Raw genomic sequence first — 19,136 nt, 5'->3', positions numbered from 1 at the left:
TTACACCTACACGGTGACCTCGGGTGGCGTGACCGAGACCGCCACGGTCGATGTCACGGTCAATGCCGTGGATGACGCGGTGGCCGATAGCTTCACCACCCAGGAAGACACGCCGCTCAGCGATGATGTCTCGACCAACGACACCCACAGTGCCGCGGCGACCTATAGCCTCAACGCCGATGCCACCAATGGCACAGTGTCCCTCAACCCGGACGGCACCTTCACCTACACGCCGGACGCCGACTACAACGGCAGTGACAGCTTCACCTACGACGTCGAGGACGTGAACGGCGACACTGAGACGGTGACGGTGGATCTGACCGTGGAACCGGTCAATGACGCACCGATTGCCATCGATTTGTCGGATCGATCCAGTGATGACAGTGAAACGATCAGCCTCGATGTATCCGGTAACTTCTCTGACGTGGATAGCGGTGATTCGCTGACATTCAGCGCCAGTGGTTTGCCGCCGGGCTTGATGATCGACCCGAGTACCGGCGTTATTTCCGGTGTTCTGGATAGCTCTGCCAGCCAGGGTGGAGACGCTGGCAGCTATCAAGTCACCATCTCGGCAAGCGATGGAAATGGCGGATCGGTCGCTCAGAATTTCGAGTGGACAGTGAGCAACCCGGCGCCAGATGCCCAAGACGATAGTGCGACTACCGATGAAGACAGTTACCTCAGCGTGCCCAGTGACGGCGTCTTGAGCAATGATATTGACCCGGATGGAGACTCACTGGGCATTATCGAAGTCAATGATGATACTTCGAGTCTGAATACTGCCGTCAGTGGCGACAATGGTGGTACGTTCATCATAAGGGCCGACGGCTCTTACGACTTTGATCCTGGTAGTGACTTCCAGCAACTGGATCAGGGCGAATCTGCTACGACTTCGGTGTCCTATACCGTAGATGATGGAGAAGGTGGTAAAAACACCGCCACCTTGACCGTGACGGTAACGGGCATCACCGATGCGCCGCCGACGGTGGACATCGACGATAATGCCCCGGGTAGCGACACGGCCGATCACAGCGTGGTCGAAGCCACCGGTGACACCATCACCGGTAGCGCCACCGTAGCGGCCGAGGCGGGCATCGATGGTGTGACCATCAACGACACCGATATCACCGGGGCCACCTCGGCCAGTCCGGTGGTTATCGGAGGCACCCAGGGTCAATTGCGCATCACCGGCTATGATGCCGCGAGTGGTGTCATCAGTTACGCCTATACCGAAGACGGTGATGCCGAGGACCACAGCACCGGCGAGATCCTGGACAGCTTCGCTCTCGGGGTCACGGATGTGGCCGGCGAGACGGCCTCGGACAGCCTGGATATCCGTATCGAGGACACCACGCCGAGTGCCGACGACGATTCCACCACCACTGAAGAAGATTCATCCGTCACGTTCAATGTTCTCGGTAATGATGACCTGGGGGCAGATGGCTCGACACTGACATCCGCCGGCCTGGCGGCCGGCTATGCGCGTGCAGGAACCGTGAACACCGATACGGATACGGGGGAGGTGACGTTCTCACCGACTTCCGGTTTCGAGGGCGACGTGGTGATCGACTACACCATTACCGATGCTGATGGTGATACCGACAGTGCCCAATTGATGGTTACTGTAGATCCCGACTCGAAGCCCAAGCTGGTCGGCCTGGCAGGCAGGGATGGCGTGGCCGATGAGGCCGGATTGTCGAACGGCAGCCGAGCAGGCGACGGCTCCCAGATCACCACGGGTACGTTCAGCACCTCAGTGGGGGGAGACGCGCCCGGCATATTGACCATCGATGGCGACCCTGCCGGTGACGGCGGTACCTACCAGGGGGAGTTTGGCACCCTCGAGGTCACGGATAACGGTGATGGAGACTACGGCTGGACTTACACGCTGACCGATAACTCGACCGACCACAGCAGTCAGGGCACCGGGATTGATGGCATCGAGGATGTCTTCGATATTCAGTTGGAAGACAGCGAAGGCGACCTGACCAGTGACACCCTGGACATAGGCATTCGCGATGATGTGCCGGTGGCAGGCACCCAGACGGGGGCAATCTCCGTGGCGGTCAGTGAGCAGAGCATTGGTGGCCTGAGTGCGCGTTGGGAGAACATGACGACTACAGGGTATCGTGGCTCTGTTGATCAAACCTCAGATGGGGACGGCCTGTATATTCACTGGGGTGAAGAAGAGTGGGAAAGAGTTTGGGATGGCGGATGGGATTGGGTACAGGTAGCAGATAGGTCTGGGTATGATTTTGAATACGCTGAAGGTGTTCAAAGCTCAGCGGGTGTGGAAACTGACTCGTCCTTTTCTCTCGGTACGTTAACCCATAACAACTTTCCGATAAGTGGAAATGCTGAAGTTCTTGATACTGTTGATATGACCGTTGGTTTTACTGTCAATATCGATGGGTCCCCGACCTATGTTGAAACGACCATAGGATTTGAGCATACGGAAACCCCAAACAATGGTGGTGATGAGAGAGATATTGTCCGAATCACCAACCCCGATCAGCAACAGACGATTACCGTTGGCGATCGCGAGTTCGTGCTGAGCATCGAGGGTTTCCGCGATGCGAACGACGAATTGGTCAATACGGTTAGGACCTTCGAGGACGGCAGTACCTCCTTCGACCTCTTTGCCCGGGTGTCATCCACTGACGACCTGCCCAGCTCTGGCTCCAATCTGGCCGATGACGTGCCGGGATGGGGCGCCGATGACCTGGCGGTTGATGGCAGCCTTTACTGGGAAGGCGGCATACAGAGCGGGGTCATTGAAGGTGACTACGGCAATATCACCGTGAACTCAGATGGCAGTTACAGCTATCAGGTGGATCGGGACGAGCGTGATGATATGGATGTTGGCGAGACGCTGACCGAGACATTCAACTATACCTTGGTGGATGATGATGGTGATGAAGTTGAGGGCATCCTTGAACTGACGCTCAATGGTGTCGAAAACAATGCGCCGGTGGTGAATTCGACCTCGACGTCGAGTCTGGATCTGCTGAACTTCCAGGAGTTCAGCCTGGCACCGGACGAAGAGGAAGCCACCAGCGCAACGCAGGTATCCCCGTATGCCGGCAACGACGGAGCCTTGGCCGGCCAGGCGACGACCGGCCAGACGGTGGCGAAGCAGGCTTCACAGGGCGGCAACAAGACCTTGCAGGCGGATGATGTGCTGAGTGATGGCGATGATGAGCTGTTGACGGGCCAGGAAGGGTCCCTCGACTATCAGCCTTCCGCGGACAAGACCGGTAACCGTGATGCGGCACCGTCAGGTAATGGAGCCGATGAAAAGGTCGTCGATATTCCCCATAATCCGATAGAGTGATGCGCAGCGTGCTGCTTGCTCGGCAGGCGGCCCGTTTTGGCCCAAATCCTGTCAACGATGAGGCGATGTCATGTACGTAAGGCGTGATGCAGACCAAAGGATTCAGCAGGTCAGTCGTGAGCCGACGTCTGACTGCGCCGAATTCGTTGCCGCCGACTCTACCGAGCTGCTGGCGTTCATGGCGGATGGCCTGCCCAGTCAGGGGATCGATCATTTCCAGGCATCGGACCTGGCTTTCGTCCGGGTTGTCGAGGACCTGATTCAACTGCTGATGGACAAGGGGCACATCAGTTTCGTCGAGTTGCCCGAGGCGGCGCAGGACAAGGTGCTGGAACGTCAGCGGCTACGCCATCGTGTGGCCCAGGGTCTGGATCTGGTGTCGGACGAGGATGAGGATGATGACGAAGTCATCTAGCTTCGCCAGCACCCAGGTAATAGCGGGCTGCTTTTGTCGAGCCGCCATCCCCGGAGTTCGGGGGTGGCGGCTCTTTCATTGCAGGCAAGGGCCTGCCCATTCTGTGGGACGGGTCGCTCTGGAAAGGCTCTCAATCCTCGATGATGTGGTGCCCGTCTGGGTGACGCTTGACGCCGGGGCCGGCAACGCCATCGAAGCCCAGCTCGAAGAGGGCCTGTGCATGGGCCGAGTCGGTAGCGCCCTCTGCTACCACCAGCAAACCTTCGCTGTGACACAGGCTGGCGATGCCACGCAGCACCTCCTTGAGACGATCGTTGTCCTTGAGGTGGGAAATCAGGCCTGCCTCGATCTTGAGGTAGTCCAGACCGACATCGCGAAGTTCGGCGATGCGACGCACATCGGTTCCCACATGCTTGAGTCCGATATGGCAGCCGCGGGAGTGCTGAGCTCGGCAGAAGCTCCGCAGGTTGTCCATTTCACGGGTGGCCAGGGATTCGGGGACCTCGAGCCAGAGCTTCCGGCTGGCCTCCTGGTTGGCCAGCAGCCGTTCACGCAACTCGAGCACGAAGCGAGCATCGTATATGGAAGCCGTGCTCAGGTGGATGCTGACGGGCAATCCGTTTCGAGCAATCTCTGCGAGTGCGGCATCGACCATGTCGAGCTCGAACTGAGTCGTTATGTTCAAGCGCGTGAGCCAGGGCATGAAGATGCCGGCATGACGCCACTCCCCGGACAGGAAGAGTTCCGGTTGAGCTTCCATGTGAACCAGTTGCCGAGTCTCGTCGATGACGGGCCGGGAGGTCAGCTGCACGCCCTGGCTCATCGACTCCTGAAGCGCGTCACGCCAGGCCTCCTGGCCATTGAAGAGGGCGTTTTGGTGCTGCGTGACGACACTGAGACTGGTCCGCTCGCCGCGCATCTCGGCATCGGCGAGGGCATTGTCCAGGGCGGAGAAGAGTAGTGGCTGACTGTCATCCGGGCCATAAGAAATCAGAGCCCCGGCAGCCTGCAATGCAAAAGTGACACCCGCGTCCCCGGCGGTGTCGGACAGGGCATCGAGAGATTGATACAACCGGTCGCGCATGTTGTCGAGATCATTGGCTCCGGGCAGAAGGACAGCGAAATCCTGCCCGTTCAGGCGACCCACCATGCCATTACCGTATTCTGCGGCAAGCTCCGTGAGCGTATCGGCAAGCTCGCGCAGATGCTGGTCCGTCACGGCATGGCCGAAACGTTGATTGTATTCCGCGAGATCCACGACGCGAAGCAGGATCAGCATGCCATTGGCGCGGTAGTCCTGGCTCCCCAGGTGTTCTTTCAAGCGATCGAGGAAGGTGGAGCGTTGCAGGGTGTCGGTCACGGCATCATGTTGCAGTTGCCGGCGCAGTGACTCGAGCTGTTGTCCTTCCTTGCCGAGCTGATCGCCTACCACGGTGGACAGGCGATTCATTGCCTGGACCAGCTCACGCAGTTCCTGCGTGCGTGGCTCCTGGGCCGTGGTGAAACGCCGCTGCCCGATGTTCTGCGCCTGGTCGATGACGGCCCGCAGTGGCAGGCGAATACGCCTGACCAGCCACCAGGCAAGCGCCAGGCTGATGCCTCCGGCAAGCACGAACCAGCCCGTCAACGCGAGTGTGCTTCGCCATAGGGTCCGATAGGCAAAGCCATGTTGACCCTCGAGGGTCAGGGTCGCGAACTGTTGCCAGCCGTCCTGGATCTTGGCTTTGCCGGGTGGCACATTGAAATCGATCAGCTCGACAAACCATTTCGGCACATTCTCGATACCGGTTTCGGCCTGATGGCGAGTAATGACGGCTCCTTGAGTATCGCGCAACTCGATCAGACGATAGTGGCCGGTATCAAACTGGGCGGATGCCAGCAACTCCAGTGTCACACCATCCTTCGGCAACTGTGACATGGTCAGTGCCAATGCATTGGTATTGTCGGCATTCTTGAGGCGGATGCTGCGCTCAATGTAATCGTGACTCGATGTCACACTGATGAACAGGCTGCCGCTGAAAGCCAGAATGAGCAATCCCAGGATAATCAGCCATAGTTGCTTGATAAGTGACATCCGCTTATCTCCCCCGGAGGAATCCATGTTGTTGCATGCGTTCGATAACACTACGCCAGCGCGAGAGTCGTTCTAGTGGATCGGCGCGGGACTGACTGGACCCTTGTGCCCAGAGACCGCTGCCATTGAAGCTGAACAGCGGTTCGAGATCCGTACGCTCACCACCTCTGGTGATATTGGGGATGATATTGTCGAGGATCAGCGGCTCACTACCCGGCGTGTGGTAATAGCCCAGCACCATGTGCGCCTGGGCACCCTGGCCGCGTCCCAGCCATGCCTTGACGTAGATCAGTCTCAGTTTTTCCTCGGCGACATTCAGTTGCCTCAGGGTGGCGTACTTGCCGATCGTGTAATCCTCGCAATCGCCCTTGCCGCGGGCCAGAGTCTCCAGCGGCGTCGCCCAGTAATCCTTCTGGTTCCAGATGTCGATGTCATCCCGCCAACCCACGCGCAGGTTGAAGAAGTCGTTCACGGCGCCGAGTTGGATATTGACCGGCTGCTGTTGTAGCCGGTTCAGCAGTGCCAACCACTCCTCGACAGCGGTCAGGCCCGCCTGACCATAGGCTTGTCGCATGCTGCGGCGAAGCTGTTCCTGGTCCAGATCCGCCAACATCTTCGAACCGGGCCAACCCAACAGCCCGGCCCCGAACAATCCGGCCAGCATCATCAGCACACCTCGACGTGTGGTCGAGGTGTCCGTGACACCTGGGCTGGTCCTTGACGAGGTTCGTGACATTGGCCGGCATCCTCGCGCGGAAGGTGTTGGTCATTGCGGATGTAAAGCCCCTGAATATATCAAGCGTGGCTCAAGTAGCCTCTTGCTAACAAGTTCCTTGCACGGCTCGACATACTGAAGGGGGATCTTTCAACTCTTGCCGGGGCCTTGCCAGATCCTCAAACGACCCAGCCAGGTGAGGGCGCTGGCCGCGTCGCGCAACTCGCGGGCGGCGTCGTCCAGATTCCGGTCGTCGGGCAGGCCATCTATATAGATGGATACATCGATGTGTTCATCGATGTAATGCAGGTTTAGAGCGAGGCGTTCATGCCACAGGTCAATGTCGTGCCAGGCCTCGTCCAGCAGATTCTCGACATCGTCGCGCAGGGGCAGGGCCGGGCGCAGGCTGTGCTCGGTCTCGCCGGCGTCGTCCTGAGGGTCGATATGGAAGGTGACATCGAAGAGGTTGGGGTGTACGTCGCGCAGCTGACGGCTGACGGCATTGCCGATTTCATGCGCCTCGGAGACCGTGACTCGGGGTGCGACCACGATATGCAGGTCGAGCAGCACCTCGCCGCCGATCCGGCGGGTACGTAGATCATGCACGCCCTCGACGCCGGGTACCGTCATGGCGGTCTGGTGCAGGGTATGTTGCTGGTCTTCGGGGAGGGCCGTGTCGACGAGCTCCTGGCCGGACTCCCACAGCAGGCGGCCTCCGACCTGCCCGACCATGACGCCGACGACGATGGCGGCTGCGGCATCCATCCAGCCGATGCCGAACTGCGCTGCCACCAGGCCGACCAGCACGACCAGGGTGGACAGGGCATCGGAGCGCGAGTGCCAGGCGTTGGCCTCGAGCAGCCGCGAATCGATTTTTCTGGCCACGCGCAGCGTATAACGAAAGATCCATTCCTTGGCGAGCAGGGCAAGCACGGCGACGATGATGGCCCAGATGCCGGGCGCAGTGGCCACGTCCCCGTCGAGCAGACGTGACAGGCTCGACCAGGCAATGCCACCGGCGATGAAGATCAGCATTCCGCCGAGCCACAGGGTCGCCAGGGTTTCGATGCGTCCATGCCCATAAGGGTGGTCGCTGTCCGGGGCCTGGCGACCGAAATGGGTAGCGGCGACCACGAACAAGTCGGTCACGATATCCGAGAAGGAATGGATGCCGTCGGCGATCAAGGCGGCCGAGCCGACCAGCCAGCCCGCCACGAGTTTCGCCAGGCCTACCACCAGGTCGATACCGGCGCCGATCAGGGTAACCCTGTTGGCTTGCCGGGCCTGGAGGGAACGGTTCTGAAGCGTGCTCATGGTACGTCACTCACTGGCGGCGCGACTTTTCACCGGGTTGGCGTATTGCCGCAACCACCAGTCGCGCAGTTCGTTCGGTACCTCGGCGAGCCGACGCTGAAAGCGGGCGCGGTCGGCATCGGTGACTTCGCTGAGGTCAAGCAGCTCCGGGGATTCGCCAAGCGCCTCGAGTGCCAGGTAGTGACTGGGGAAGAGGTGGTAGCCGGCGATGACCTGGCGGTCGATTTCTTCCGCCACGGCTTCGGGCGTGTCGAATTCGTCACCCAGGGGAGTGCCGAACCGCAGGTGCACGCGACCCTTCTGGCCGGTAATGCCGGCAACGATGGAGCGAATATCCTCGAATTCACTCTTGGCGTACTCGCCGCTGGCATTGACGGCATGCAGCTCGCGAGCCTTCTGCACATCGCAGGGATCATATTCGTAACTGATCGACACCGGAACCAGACGCAGTTCGGCGATGGCCTCACCGGTGCCGGCCTGGCGTTCGGCACCGCGCCTGGCCATGGTCAGCATCTTGATGATGGCCGGGTCGGTGCGATCGATGCCGTTCTTGGCACGTCCTTCGCGCTGGGCCATCCAGATCGAGTGATTGTCGTCGGTGATCGAGTGGCGAATATACGCCGAGAGTTTTTGATAGGCGGCCAGCATAGCCCGCTTGCCGCGTGCGCTGCGTGGCACGATGAAGCTCTTGTTGAGACGCATCAGGTCATTGACATAGGGCTTCTGCAGCAGGTTGTCGCCGATGGCGATGCGCACGGTGTCGCGTTTTGCCAGGTAAAGCGCGTAATTGACGAAGGCCGGATCCAGCGAGATGTCGCGGTGATTGCCGATGAACAGGTAGGCCGTGTTCGGCTGCAGCTTGTCGAGGCCATCGGCTCGGAAGTCCGTGGTCGAGTTGCGAATCATGCGCAGCATGTAGCCAGCGATGCGGTCCTGGAACGTCTTGACGTCGCTGACACCGCGGACTTCCCGGCGCACCGCGAAACTGGCGATGGCGCGTGACAGTCGAGGCATGTACCGGGCGAGGCGGGGCAGCCGGAAGCGGGTCAGGGCATCCAGCAGTTCGGGGTCCTTGGCCAGGCGGGCCAGTACATCGGCCACTTCCTCATCCTGATAGGGACGAATTTCGGCCCATGGATCCTGTGCACTTGTCGCTTCGCTGTTGTTCATTCTTGGCGGCCGTGGTCGGTGTCGATCATGCAGTAGTGGTGTCGCTGGTCGTCGTGGATTCTCCACCCAGCCAAGCTATCAGGCGCTCGATGCTTTCGGCGAGGGCCTGGGTCATCAACAGGAAGTCGGTTTCCAAGCGTACCAGGCTGTCGTCGCCGTCATCCGTCTGCGCCGCTTCGTCGATCAGCGCATCATCAAAGCTCAGGCTCTTGACCGCGAGGTCATCGTGGAGCACGAAGCTCAGGCGCCCCTCGATGCCCAGCGCCAGCTTGCTGGCCTGTCGGTCACTATCCAGCAGTTGCTGAATTTCGTCACTGTCCAGATCGACCTGGCGTGCGCGCAGGACCCCGTCATCGCCCTTGGCCTTGAGTTCCACCTGGTCGCCGAGCTGCATGTCGGCGGGACGGGAAGCGGCATCACCCAGCCAGGTGGTCATGGCGCGCATGGGCAGGGTCTGGGTCGCCAGCGGGGTGACACGCAGGCTGCCCAGGCTCTCCCTGAGCAGATCGAGAATCTCTTCGGCACGCTTGCGGCTGCTGGTATTGATGCCGATCAACTGGTGGCGGGTGTCCCACCAGAGATCGACCTTCTGGCTGCGCACGAAGGCGCGGGGCAGCAGCTCTTCATAGATCTGCTCCTTGAGGGTCAGTTTCTCCTGTCGGCGCAGCTTGCGTCCTTCGGCGGTTTCCTGTGTCTCGACACGTTCTTCGAGCTCTTCCTTGACCACGGCCGTCGGAAGAATGCGTTCCTGGCGCAGGGCCGTCATCAGCCGGTGGCCCTGCAGCTCGTGAAGGTACTGAGTGCCGGCGCGACCGGCGGGTGTACACCAGCCCAGGCGCCGGGCCTCGGCGCCATTCAGGGGGCGGAAGGCCTGTTCCGCCAGTGCGGTCTCCAGGTCGGCCGCGCCGAGTTCAGGGGCGTCGTGGAGGCGATAGAGGTGCAAGTGCTTGAACCACATGGAGGCTTTCCCGCATGAAAAGGATGCATATTATGGCGAAAGCAGCGCCAGGGTGCCACCAGCGACCGGGCTAGGCATTGTCCGAAAACTGTCTGCGCTCGGTTATACGGCGTTGAAAATCTTCTCAAAATGCTCATTTACTCGTTGTAAACTCCGCGTTTTCGTAGATTTTCGCCTTGTCTAACCTTCGCTCGTCGACTTTTCAGACAGTGCCTTGTGTATTCAAACGGTGGTTTGAATGCGGGCGGCGCCAGGACTAGAATCTGTCTTGAGCCCAGGGTCGGTGACAGCAGCCTTGCAAGGCGCTTCAAGGCCGCTGTTGTCGCGTATCGCCGATAGCGGATGTTCTTGGGTAACAGCACGCTCGCATCGGCGCTCCACACAAGGGATTTTCCATGGATTCAAAACAGTCGACCATCACTTTGCGCGTTCGAGGCTATCATCTCGATGGCTATGGGCATGTCAACAATGCCCGGTATCTGGAGTTTCTCGAGGAGGGGCGCTGGGCCTACTTCGATGAACATCCTCAGCTGGCGAATCTCTTGCAGGGCGGGGAGGTGGCCTTTGTAGCCGTCAATCTGAATATCGACTATCGGCGTGCCGCGGTGGCCGGCGATGATCTCAAGGTGGTCACTGGCGTGGCCGAACTGGGTTCGCGAAGCGCCCGCATGCACCAGGACATCCGCCGCCTGAGTGACGACAAGCTGATCTCGAGCGCGGACCTGACGTTTGTTCTGCTCGATATGCACAGCAACCAGGCGGTCTCCATCGAAGGACCGCTGCGTGAGCTCATGGCGCCATTGGTTGCCGAATAACGGGGCAAGCTTCCGCCCGCTGCTTTGCACCGCCCGGGATGGTATAATGTGGCGCTGATATGACGCGCCAGGGAGTCGCCGAAGACTCGATGGGCGGGTGAAGCGCCTTCCAGGGCGGTATGGCACGCGGCCATGCCGGCCCGCGCTTTCATTTTTCCGTCGTCGTCGATGGTGGTGCCCCTGTTTTCACGGTCTCGTGACGCGCTTACCTGTTGTAGTGCAAAGGATTCGACGACCCATGGGTGACATCGCCAGAGAGATTCTGCCAGTCAATATCGAGGACGAACTCAAGCAGTCGTACCTCGATTACGCGATGAGCGTGATCATCGGCCGTGCATTGCCGGACGTGCGTGACGGCCTCAAGCCCGTGCATCGGCGTGTGCTGTTCGCCATGCATGAGCTGGGCAATGACTGGAACAAGGCTTACAAGAAATCGGCACGTGTCGTCGGCGATGTGATCGGTAAGTATCACCCGCATGGCGACAGCGCTGTCTATGACACCATCGTGCGCATGGCGCAGGATTTCTCCATGCGCCATGTGCTGGTCGATGGCCAGGGCAACTTCGGTTCCATTGACGGCGATAATGCGGCAGCCATGCGTTACACCGAGGTGCGCATGGCCCGGCTGGCCCATGACCTGCTGGCCGACCTGGAAAAGGACACCGTCGACTGGGTCGACAACTACGACGGTACCGAGCGCATTCCCGAGGTTCTGCCGACCAGGCTGCCCAACCTGCTGGTCAATGGTTCCTCGGGCATTGCCGTGGGCATGGCCACCAATATCCCGCCGCACAACATGGTGGAAGTCATCGACGGCTGCCTGGCGCTGATCGACGACCATACCCTGAGTGTCGACGATCTCATCGAGCATATCCCGGGCCCGGATTTTCCGACCGGCGGCATCATCAATGGTCGTGCCGGCATTCTCGAAGCCTACCGCACCGGTCGCGGTCGCATTTATGTGCGAGCACGCCACACCATCGAGCATGACGAGAAGACCGGCCGCGATCACATCGTCATCACCGAGCTGCCGTATCAGGTGAACAAGGCGCGCCTGATCGAGAAGGTGGCCGAGCTGGTCAAGGACAAGCGCATCGAGGGCATCGCCGAGCTGCGTGACGAGTCCGACAAGGAAGGCCTGAGGGTGGTTATCGAGGTCAAGCGGGGCGAGTCCGGCGATGTCGTCGTCAACAACCTCTTTGCCCAGACCCAGTTGCAGAATGTCTTCGGCATCAACATGGTCGCCCTGGATGGGGGAGAGCCGCGCACCCTCAACCTGAAGGAAGCCCTGGAAGCCTTCATTCGGCATCGCCGTGAAGTGGTGACCCGTCGTACCCTGTTCGAGCTGCGCAAGGCGCGTGAACGGGGCCACATTCTCGAAGGGCTCACGGTGGCCATCTCCAACATCGACGAGGTCATCGAGCTGATCAAGGCGTCGCCCTCGGCCAACGAGGCCAAGGAGAAGCTGCTCGAGCGTGATTGGGCACCCGGCCAGGTGACCGGCATGCTGGAGCGTGCCGGTGCGCACTCCTGCAAACCCGAGGACCTGGAAGAAGGCTATGGGCTGGATGAGGCGAGTACCCGCTATCGCTTGTCGCCGGCCCAGGCCCAGGCCATTCTCGAATTGCGCCTGCACCGCCTGACGGGCCTGGAAACCGAGAAACTGCTCGACGAGTATCTGGGCATCCTTCAGAAGATTGCCGAGCTCACCGAGATCCTGGCTTCCGCCGACCGCCTGCTCGAGGTGATTCGCGAGGAGCTGGCAGCAGTGCGTGATCAGTTCGGCGAACCGCGCCGCACCCAGATCCAGGCCAGCCATCTGGACCTGTCCATCGAGGACCTGATCGCCGAGGAAGACATGGTGGTGACGGTTTCCCGCTCGGGCTATGCCAAGACTCAGCCGCTTTCCGATTACCAGGCGCAGCGGCGTGGTGGTCGCGGCAAGTCGGCGACCTCCATGAAGGACGAGGATGTCATCGAGCATCTGCTGGTCGCCTCGACCCACGACACCGTGCTGCTGTTTTCCAACCGCGGCAAGGTCTACTGGCTCAAGGTCTACGAGATGCCGGCGGCCAGCCGCGGTTCGCGCGGCAAGCCGCTGGTCAACCTGCTGCCGCTCGAGGAAGATGAGGCCATCAACGCCATCCTGCCGGTGCATGATTATGACCCGGAAAGCTACATCCTCTTCGCCACCGCCAAGGGGACCGTCAAGCGCACCAGCCTGGTTCACTTCTCGCGCCCGCGTAGCGTGGGTCTGATCGCCATCGACCTGGAAGAGGGCGACCGCCTGGTCGGCGCTGCCATCACCAGTGGCAGCGACCATGCCATGCTGCTGTCGTCCAACGGCAAGGCGATCCGCTTCAACGAGACCGATGTGCGCGCCATGGGACGCACCGCGCGCGGTGTGCGCGGCATGCGCCTGCTGGAGGGTGCCGAGGTGATCAGCCTGATCATTCCGCGCAGCCAGCATATCGATGCCGAGGAAGAGGGCACTGACGAGGCGACGGTCGAGCCGCAGGACGATGGCCAGATCTATATCCTCACGGCCTCGGAAAACGGCTACGGCAAGCGTTCCCGGCTCGAGGAGTTCCCGCTGCGCGGGCGTGGCGGCCAGGGTGTCATCGCCATGCAGACCAGCCAGCGCAATGGCCCGCTGGTGGCTGCCATGCAGGTCTATGCCAGCGACGAGATGATGCTCATCACCGACCGCGGCACCCTGGTGCGCACCCGTGTCGACGAGGTGTCGATCTCCTCGCGTAACACCCAGGGGGTGATGCTGATCCGCCTGGGCGAGAGCGAAGCTCTGGTCAAGACGGTGCGCGTCGATGAACCCGAAGAGGCCCCGGCGGAAGAGGACGCGCCCGCGCTGGAAGGCGAGACGGCGGCGCAGGCCGACGAGCCGAGTGATGACACGGCCGCGTCGTCTCCGCACGCGGACGATGGTGACGAGCCTGACGCTCCCGATGATGAGTAACGAGGAAACATTGAGTCGATGACACGCCACTTCAATTTCTGTGCCGGTCCGGCCGCCATGCCGGCGCCGGTACTGGAACGCGCTCGACAGGAAATGCTGGATTACCAGGGACGGGGCCTCTCGGTCATGGAGATGAGCCATCGCTCCCGTGACTACATGGCGATTGCCGAGCAGGCCGAGCACGACCTGCGCGACCTGTTGTCCATTCCCAACAATTATCGAGTGCTCTTCACCCAGGGCGGTGCAACCCAGCAGTTCGCCGCCTTGCCCTATAACCTGCTGGGTCAGGGCGGCACGGCCAACTTCGTGCACACCGGCATCTGGGGCAGCAAGGCCGTCAAGGAGGCACGCCACCTTTTCGGCGAGGCAGGCGTGGCGGCGTCCAGCGAGCCCAACGGCCATACAGCGGTGCCGCGCCCGGAGGAGATCCGCCTGTCACCGGATGCGGCCTATCTGCATTACACCGCCAACGAGACCATCGGCGGGCTCGAATTCGATTATCTCCTGGGCAATACTCGGGGTGGCATGGCGCGGCCGGATGGTGTGGAAGTCCCGGTTGTCTGTGACATGTCATCGAGCATTCTGTCGGGGCCCCTGGATGTTTCCCGATTCGGCATCCTCTACGCCGGGGCCCAGAAGAATATCGGCCCGGCGGGGCTGGTTGTGGTCATCGTGCGTGACGACCTCCTGGAGCTTGCCCGGGCGGACATGCCGAGCCTGTTCAGCTATCGGGCCTTGGCCGAGGCCGCTTCCATGATCAACACGCCGGCGACCTACAGCTGGTATCTGGCCGGCCTGGTGTTCCAGTGGTTGCGCCAGGACGTGGGCGGCCTCGACGCCATGCAGGCCATCAATGCTCGCAAGGCGAGCAAACTGTATGCCGCCATCGACGCCAGTGACTTCTATTCCAACCCGATTGCCGGGATCAATCGTTCACGCATGAATGTGCCTTTCATGCTGGCCGATGCGCGTCTCGATGAGGCGTTTCTCGCCGAGAGCGAGCAGGCCGGGCTGTTGAATCTCAAGGGGCATCGCAGTGTCGGCGGCATGCGGGCGAGTCTTTACAACGCCGTGCCGGAAGCGGCCGTGGATGCGCTGGTCGATTTCATGGCCGATTTCGAGCGGCGTAATGGCTGAGCGGCTCGGCTACGCCGGGAGCTGTAAGCCGAGATACGAGCTACGAGGTACGAGATACGAGCGACGCTGCCTTGGGGGTGCCCTTCGAATCTCGTGGCTCGATGCTCGCGGCTTGATAATTTGATAATCAGGGGAACCCCATGACTGATACGCCCCATCATCTCGACGAGCTGCGTCAGCGTATCGACCAGCTGGATACGGATATCATGCGTCTGATCAGCGAGCGTGCTGACTGTGCCCGCCAGGTCGCCGAGACCAAGACGCAGGATGATCCCCAGGCGGTGTTCTATCGCCCCGAGCGCGAAGCCCAGGTGTTGCGCCGCATCATGGAGCTCAATGACGGGCCGCTGGACAGCGAGGAAATGGCCCGGCTGTTTCGCGAAATCATGTCGGCCTGCCTGGCACTCGAGCAGCCCGTCAAGGTCGCCTATCTGGGGCCGGAAGGCACCTTCACGCAGCAGGCGGCGCTCAAGCATTTTGGCGAGAGTGCGGTCAGCCTGCCGATGGCGGCCATCGACGAGGTCTTTCGTGAAGTGGAGGCCGGAGCCGTCAACTATGGAGTGGTGCCGGTGGAAAACTCCACCGAAGGCGTCATCAACCATACCCTGGATTCCTTCATGGATTCCGGCATGCGGATCTGTGGTGAAGTCGTGCTGCGCATTCACCATCATCTGCTGGTTTCCGACAATACCCGGCGCGACAAGGTGTCGCGGATCTATTCGCATCCGCAGTCGTTTGCTCAGTGCCGCAAGTGGCTGGACGCGCATTATCCCCACGCCGAGCGTGTGCCGGTTTCGTCGAATGCCGAGGCAGCCAGGCTGGTCAAGACCGAATGGCACAGTGCGGCCATTGCGGGTGACATGGCGGCCAAGCTCTACGGCCTGACGCCGGTCGCCGAGAAGATCGAGGACCGCCCGGACAACTCCACGCGCTTCCTGATCATCGGCAATCAGGACGTGCCGATGTCCGGCGACGACAAGACCTCCATCGTGGTGGCCATGCGTAACCAGCCCGGGGCATTGCATGACCTGCTCGAGCCCTTCCATCGTCACCAGATCGATATGACACGACTTGAGACGCGGCCGTCGCGCACCGGGGTGTGGAACTATGTCTTCTTCATCGACTTCAAGGGGCACCACGCTGAGCCCCGCGTGGCGGCGGTACTCGAGGAAATCCAGTTGCGCGCCGCCGAGGTCAAGGTACTCGGGTCCTTCCCGATGGGCGTGCTGTGACGATGTCGCAGGTCGCTCGAGAACCGCGCATTCTGATCGTCGGACTGGGGTTGATCGGCAGCTCGCTGGCGGCCGGCCTGCGGCGGGCAGGTGTGGCTGGCGAGATCCGGGCCTGTGACCCGCATCTCGACGAGCTGACGCGTGCCCGGGAGATGGGGCTGGTCGATGGTGGCGGTGCCTGCCTGGCGGAGCAGCTCGATGGTGTCAACCTGGTCGTGCTGGCGGTGCCGGTGCTGGCCATGTGTGACGTGATGCATGAACTGGCGACAGACCGGCATCGAGCGGCGCCCGACCTGGTCATCACCGATGTCGGAAGTACCAAGGCCACCATTCGCGAAGCCGCCGTCGCGGCCTTCGGCAGCCTGCCGGCCAATCTGGTGCTCGGTCACCCCATTGCCGGTTCCGAAAAGAGCGGTCTGGATGCGGTCGATCCGGCCCTCTTCGAGGGCCACAAGGTGATTCTGACACCGGCCCCGTCGACCTCTACCGATGCCGTGGGACGAGTGCGCGCCCTGTGGGCGACGGTCGGCGCCGAGGTCCTCGAAATGGACGTGGATCGCCATGATGCGGTGCTGGCCCGGACCAGTCACCTGCCGCATCTGCTGGCCTTTTCGCTGGTGGACACCCTGGCGCGCCAGGATGAGCGGCTGGATATCTTTCGCTACGCGGCGGGTGGGTTTCGTGATTTCACGCGTATCGCCGGCAGTGACCCGGTGATGTGGCGGGACATATTTGCGGCCAATCAGTCGGCTGTGCTCGATGCCCTGGACGAGTTCGAGGCCGGCCTGGCTCGACTGCGCCATGCCGTCGAGGCCGGCGATGCCGATGCCATGCTGTCAACGCTCGATCGGGCCAGTCACGCCCGACGCTATTTCGACTCTTTACTGAATCAGCGCAGTTATCAGGCGGAGTATCAGATGCAGGAATCTACAAGCTTGTGCTACCGGGCAGGTCCCGGTGGCGCTGTACAGGGACGCATTCGCGTGCCCGGTGACAAGTCGGTATCGCACCGGTCCATCATGCTGGGCGCGCTGGCCGAGGGAGTGACCGAGGTCTCCGGTTTCCTCGAGGGGGAAGACAGCCTGGCTACGCTGCAGGCGTTTCGCGAAATGGGGGTCGCCATCGAGGGGCCGCATCAGGGGCGTGTGACCATCCATGGCGTGGGGCTGCATGGTCTGCAGGTGCCGGCGGGCCCGCTCTATGTCGGCAACGCCGGAACGGCGATGCGGCTTTTCGCCGGTCTTCTGGCGGGACAGGCATTCGATACCGAGCTGACCGGTGATACCTCGTTGACCCGGCGCCCCATGGGCCGGGTGGCGGATCCATTACGCGAGATGGGTGCCGTCATCGATACCGCCGAAGGTGGCCGGCCGCCGTTGAAGATTCGTGGCGGCCAGGCGCTGAAGGGCATTGATTACGACATGCCGATGGCCAGTGCCCAGGTCAAGTCCTGCCTGCTACTGGCCGGCCTCTACGCCGATAGCGAGACGCGGGTGCGCGAGCCGGCGCCGACTCGTGACCACACCGAGCGCATGCTGGGCGGCCTCGGCTACCGGGTGGAGCGTCATGGCGACACCTGCTGGCTGCAGGGTGGCGGAGCGCTGCAGGCGGCGCCCATCGATGTGCCTGCGGATATTTCCTCGGCGGCCTTCTTCCTGGTGGCGGCCGCCATTACCCCGGGCGCCGATCTGGTGCTGGAACATGTCGGCGTCAACCCGACGCGGATCGGCGTGATCAATATCCTGCAACGGATGGGAGCCGATCTGCGTCTCGAGAATGAGCACGAGGTCGGGGGCGAGCCGGTGGCGGATCTGCACGTTCGTTATGCACCGCTGCACGGCATCGATATTCCCGCCGACCAGGTGCCGCTGGCCATCGATGAATTCCCGGCGCTGTTCGTCGCCGCGGCCAATGCCGAAGGCGTGACACGCCTGCGCGACGCCGGTGAGCTGCGCGTGAAGGAGTCCGATCGCCTGCAGGCCATGGCCGACGGCTTTGCCCGTCTGGGCGTCGAACATACGCTGTATGATGAGGGCATCGATATCATGGGTCGCAACACGGATGGCCCGAATTATCGCGGTGCCGACGTCGACAGCCTGGGCGATCACCGGATTGCCATGGCCTTTGCCGTGGCCGCCTTGCGTGCCGAGGGTGCCGTCAATGTCCGGGATTGCGCCAACGTGGCCACATCCTTCCCCGGCTTTATCGAGCTGGCCCGGCGGGTCGGCCTGACCATCGAGGAACAACAGGAGGGCGCATGAGCGACCGGGCGGCGGTAGTGACCATTGATGGCCCCGGAGGAGCGGGCAAGGGCACCATCAGTCGGCTGGTGGCCGAGCGGCTGGGCTGGCATCTGCTCGACAGCGGCGCCCTGTATCGGTTGACGGCACTGGCGGCGTTGCGTCACGGCGTGGCGCTGGACGACGCGAGTGATCTGGCCCGGGTAGCGGTCGAGCTCGATGTCGTCTTCCTGGCCGAGGGCGGCGAGGGTCGCGTCCTGCTCGAGGGCCAGGATGTCGGCGGTGACATTCGCACCGAGCAGGTCGGTGATGCCGCATCCCGGGTGGCCGCGCTCCCCGAAGTCCGCACGGCGCTTCTGCAGCGCCAGCAGACGTTTCGCCAGCCTCCCGGGCTGGTCGCCGATGGACGGGACATGGGCACCGTGGTCTTTCAGGATGCGCCCCTGAAGATCTTTCTAACGGCTTCGGCCGAGGAACGCGCCCAGCGACGTCATCGACAGTTGCGAGAGGCGGGGGTGGATGCTAATCTATCCAGTCTTCTAAAGGAGATTCAGGCACGCGATGCGCGAGATATGCAGCGCAGTGTGGCGCCCCTTGTGCCGGCCGATGATGCCGTTACTCTGGACACCACCCGCCTGACGATACCGGAAGTGGTGGAACGGCTGATGGCACTGCTGGCCCGCGAGGGTCTGACGTCGGATGCCTGAGCTCCCTTGCGGCGCCTTCGGCAAGATGTGATGACGTGGATGGGCATTGAT

Annotated in this window: 13 protein-coding genes; 8 read left to right on the top strand and 5 right to left on the bottom strand. The window is 61.7% G+C overall.

The window, feature by feature from the left end:
- Positions 1-28 precede the first annotated feature (28 nt).
- Positions 29-3,334: a cadherin-like domain-containing protein gene (locus HHA01_RS07820; RefSeq protein WP_170214852.1), complete on the top strand. Its 3,306-nt coding sequence runs from the start codon at positions 29-31 to the stop codon at positions 3,332-3,334.
- Between the two features lie 70 nt (positions 3,335-3,404).
- Positions 3,405-3,749: a tryptophan synthase subunit beta like protein gene (locus HHA01_RS07815; protein ID WP_141319429.1), complete on the top strand. Its 345-nt coding sequence runs from the start codon at positions 3,405-3,407 to the stop codon at positions 3,747-3,749.
- A gap of 130 nt (positions 3,750-3,879) precedes the next feature.
- On the opposite strand, the gene HHA01_RS07810 is transcribed toward HHA01_RS07815, so the two are convergent.
- From HHA01_RS07810 to HHA01_RS07790, 5 genes are all read right to left on the bottom strand, one after another.
- The gene (locus tag HHA01_RS07810; protein WP_141319427.1) at positions 3,880-5,823 is read right to left on the bottom strand and encodes a bifunctional diguanylate cyclase/phosphodiesterase; all 1,944 of its coding nucleotides are present in this window, start codon (positions 5,821-5,823) and stop codon (positions 3,880-3,882) included.
- A 4-nt stretch (positions 5,824-5,827) separates the two neighbouring features.
- Complete coding sequence (locus tag HHA01_RS07805) at positions 5,828-6,559, bottom strand: transglutaminase-like cysteine peptidase (protein WP_246053846.1); 732 nt, start codon at positions 6,557-6,559, stop codon at positions 5,828-5,830.
- Between the two features lie 129 nt (positions 6,560-6,688).
- Positions 6,689-7,852 carry a cation diffusion facilitator family transporter gene (locus tag HHA01_RS07800; protein ID WP_141319425.1) on the bottom strand — a complete coding sequence of 388 codons (1,164 nt, stop codon included), beginning with the start codon at positions 7,850-7,852 and terminating at the stop codon, positions 6,689-6,691.
- A gap of 6 nt (positions 7,853-7,858) precedes the next feature.
- A complete protein-coding gene (locus HHA01_RS07795; RefSeq protein WP_141319423.1) occupies positions 7,859-9,022 on the bottom strand; it encodes a 1-acyl-sn-glycerol-3-phosphate acyltransferase in 1,164 nt (387 codons plus the stop codon).
- Between the two features lie 25 nt (positions 9,023-9,047).
- Complete coding sequence (locus tag HHA01_RS07790; protein WP_141319421.1) at positions 9,048-9,980, bottom strand: recombination-associated protein RdgC; 933 nt, start codon at positions 9,978-9,980, stop codon at positions 9,048-9,050.
- 395 nt (positions 9,981-10,375) lie between these two features.
- Here HHA01_RS07790 and HHA01_RS07785 point away from each other — a divergent pair, with 395 nt between their 5' ends.
- From HHA01_RS07785 to cmk, 6 genes are all read left to right on the top strand, one after another.
- Positions 10,376-10,795, top strand: coding sequence for an acyl-CoA thioesterase (locus HHA01_RS07785; protein WP_141319419.1), 420 nt, complete (start codon positions 10,376-10,378; stop codon positions 10,793-10,795).
- Between the two features lie 238 nt (positions 10,796-11,033).
- Positions 11,034-13,769 carry a DNA gyrase subunit A gene (gyrA, locus tag HHA01_RS07780; RefSeq protein WP_141319417.1) on the top strand — a complete coding sequence of 912 codons (2,736 nt, stop codon included), beginning with the start codon at positions 11,034-11,036 and terminating at the stop codon, positions 13,767-13,769.
- A gap of 18 nt (positions 13,770-13,787) precedes the next feature.
- Positions 13,788-14,906: a 3-phosphoserine/phosphohydroxythreonine transaminase gene (gene serC, locus HHA01_RS07775; protein WP_141319415.1), complete on the top strand. Its 1,119-nt coding sequence runs from the start codon at positions 13,788-13,790 to the stop codon at positions 14,904-14,906.
- A gap of 140 nt (positions 14,907-15,046) precedes the next feature.
- The gene (pheA, locus tag HHA01_RS07770) at positions 15,047-16,138 is read left to right on the top strand and encodes a prephenate dehydratase (protein ID WP_141319414.1); all 1,092 of its coding nucleotides are present in this window, start codon (positions 15,047-15,049) and stop codon (positions 16,136-16,138) included.
- A 2-nt stretch (positions 16,139-16,140) separates the two neighbouring features.
- Complete coding sequence (locus HHA01_RS07765) at positions 16,141-18,399, top strand: bifunctional prephenate dehydrogenase/3-phosphoshikimate 1-carboxyvinyltransferase (RefSeq protein ID WP_141319412.1); 2,259 nt, start codon at positions 16,141-16,143, stop codon at positions 18,397-18,399.
- Positions 18,396-19,085 carry a (d)CMP kinase gene (gene cmk / locus HHA01_RS07760; RefSeq protein ID WP_141319410.1) on the top strand — a complete coding sequence of 230 codons (690 nt, stop codon included), beginning with the start codon at positions 18,396-18,398 and terminating at the stop codon, positions 19,083-19,085. The genes HHA01_RS07765 and cmk overlap by 4 nt, the downstream gene beginning before the upstream one ends.
- Positions 19,086-19,136 lie beyond the last annotated feature (51 nt).

Origin of the sequence: Halomonas halmophila (assembly GCF_006540005.1) — a bacterium.
GTDB classification, from domain to species: Bacteria; Pseudomonadota; Gammaproteobacteria; order Pseudomonadales; family Halomonadaceae; genus Halomonas; species Halomonas halmophila.
Note: the sequence above shows the minus strand (reverse complement) of the source record. Positions and strands in the feature narration are given on the sequence as shown.

Bases quoted from the DNA above. Each gene is read 5' to 3' on its own strand.
- HHA01_RS07810 (WP_141319427.1), bottom strand. From the start codon at position 5,823: ATGTCACTTATCAAGCAACTATGGCTGATTATCCTGGGATTGCTCATT.
- cmk (WP_141319410.1), top strand. From the start codon at position 18,396: ATGAGCGACCGGGCGGCGGTAGTGACCATTGATGGCCCCGGAGGAGCG.
- HHA01_RS07815 (WP_141319429.1), top strand. From the start codon at position 3,405: ATGTACGTAAGGCGTGATGCAGACCAAAGGATTCAGCAGGTCAGTCGT.
- HHA01_RS07805 (WP_246053846.1), bottom strand. From the start codon at position 6,559: ATGTCACGAACCTCGTCAAGGACCAGCCCAGGTGTCACGGACACCTCG.
- HHA01_RS07765 (WP_141319412.1), top strand. From the start codon at position 16,141: ATGTCGCAGGTCGCTCGAGAACCGCGCATTCTGATCGTCGGACTGGGG.
- gyrA (WP_141319417.1), top strand. From the start codon at position 11,034: ATGGGTGACATCGCCAGAGAGATTCTGCCAGTCAATATCGAGGACGAA.
- HHA01_RS07790 (WP_141319421.1), bottom strand. From the start codon at position 9,980: ATGTGGTTCAAGCACTTGCACCTCTATCGCCTCCACGACGCCCCTGAA.
- HHA01_RS07785 (WP_141319419.1), top strand. From the start codon at position 10,376: ATGGATTCAAAACAGTCGACCATCACTTTGCGCGTTCGAGGCTATCAT.
- HHA01_RS07800 (WP_141319425.1), bottom strand. From the start codon at position 7,852: ATGAGCACGCTTCAGAACCGTTCCCTCCAGGCCCGGCAAGCCAACAGG.
- pheA (WP_141319414.1), top strand. From the start codon at position 15,047: ATGACTGATACGCCCCATCATCTCGACGAGCTGCGTCAGCGTATCGAC.
- HHA01_RS07795 (WP_141319423.1), bottom strand. From the start codon at position 9,022: ATGAACAACAGCGAAGCGACAAGTGCACAGGATCCATGGGCCGAAATT.
- serC (WP_141319415.1), top strand. From the start codon at position 13,788: ATGACACGCCACTTCAATTTCTGTGCCGGTCCGGCCGCCATGCCGGCG.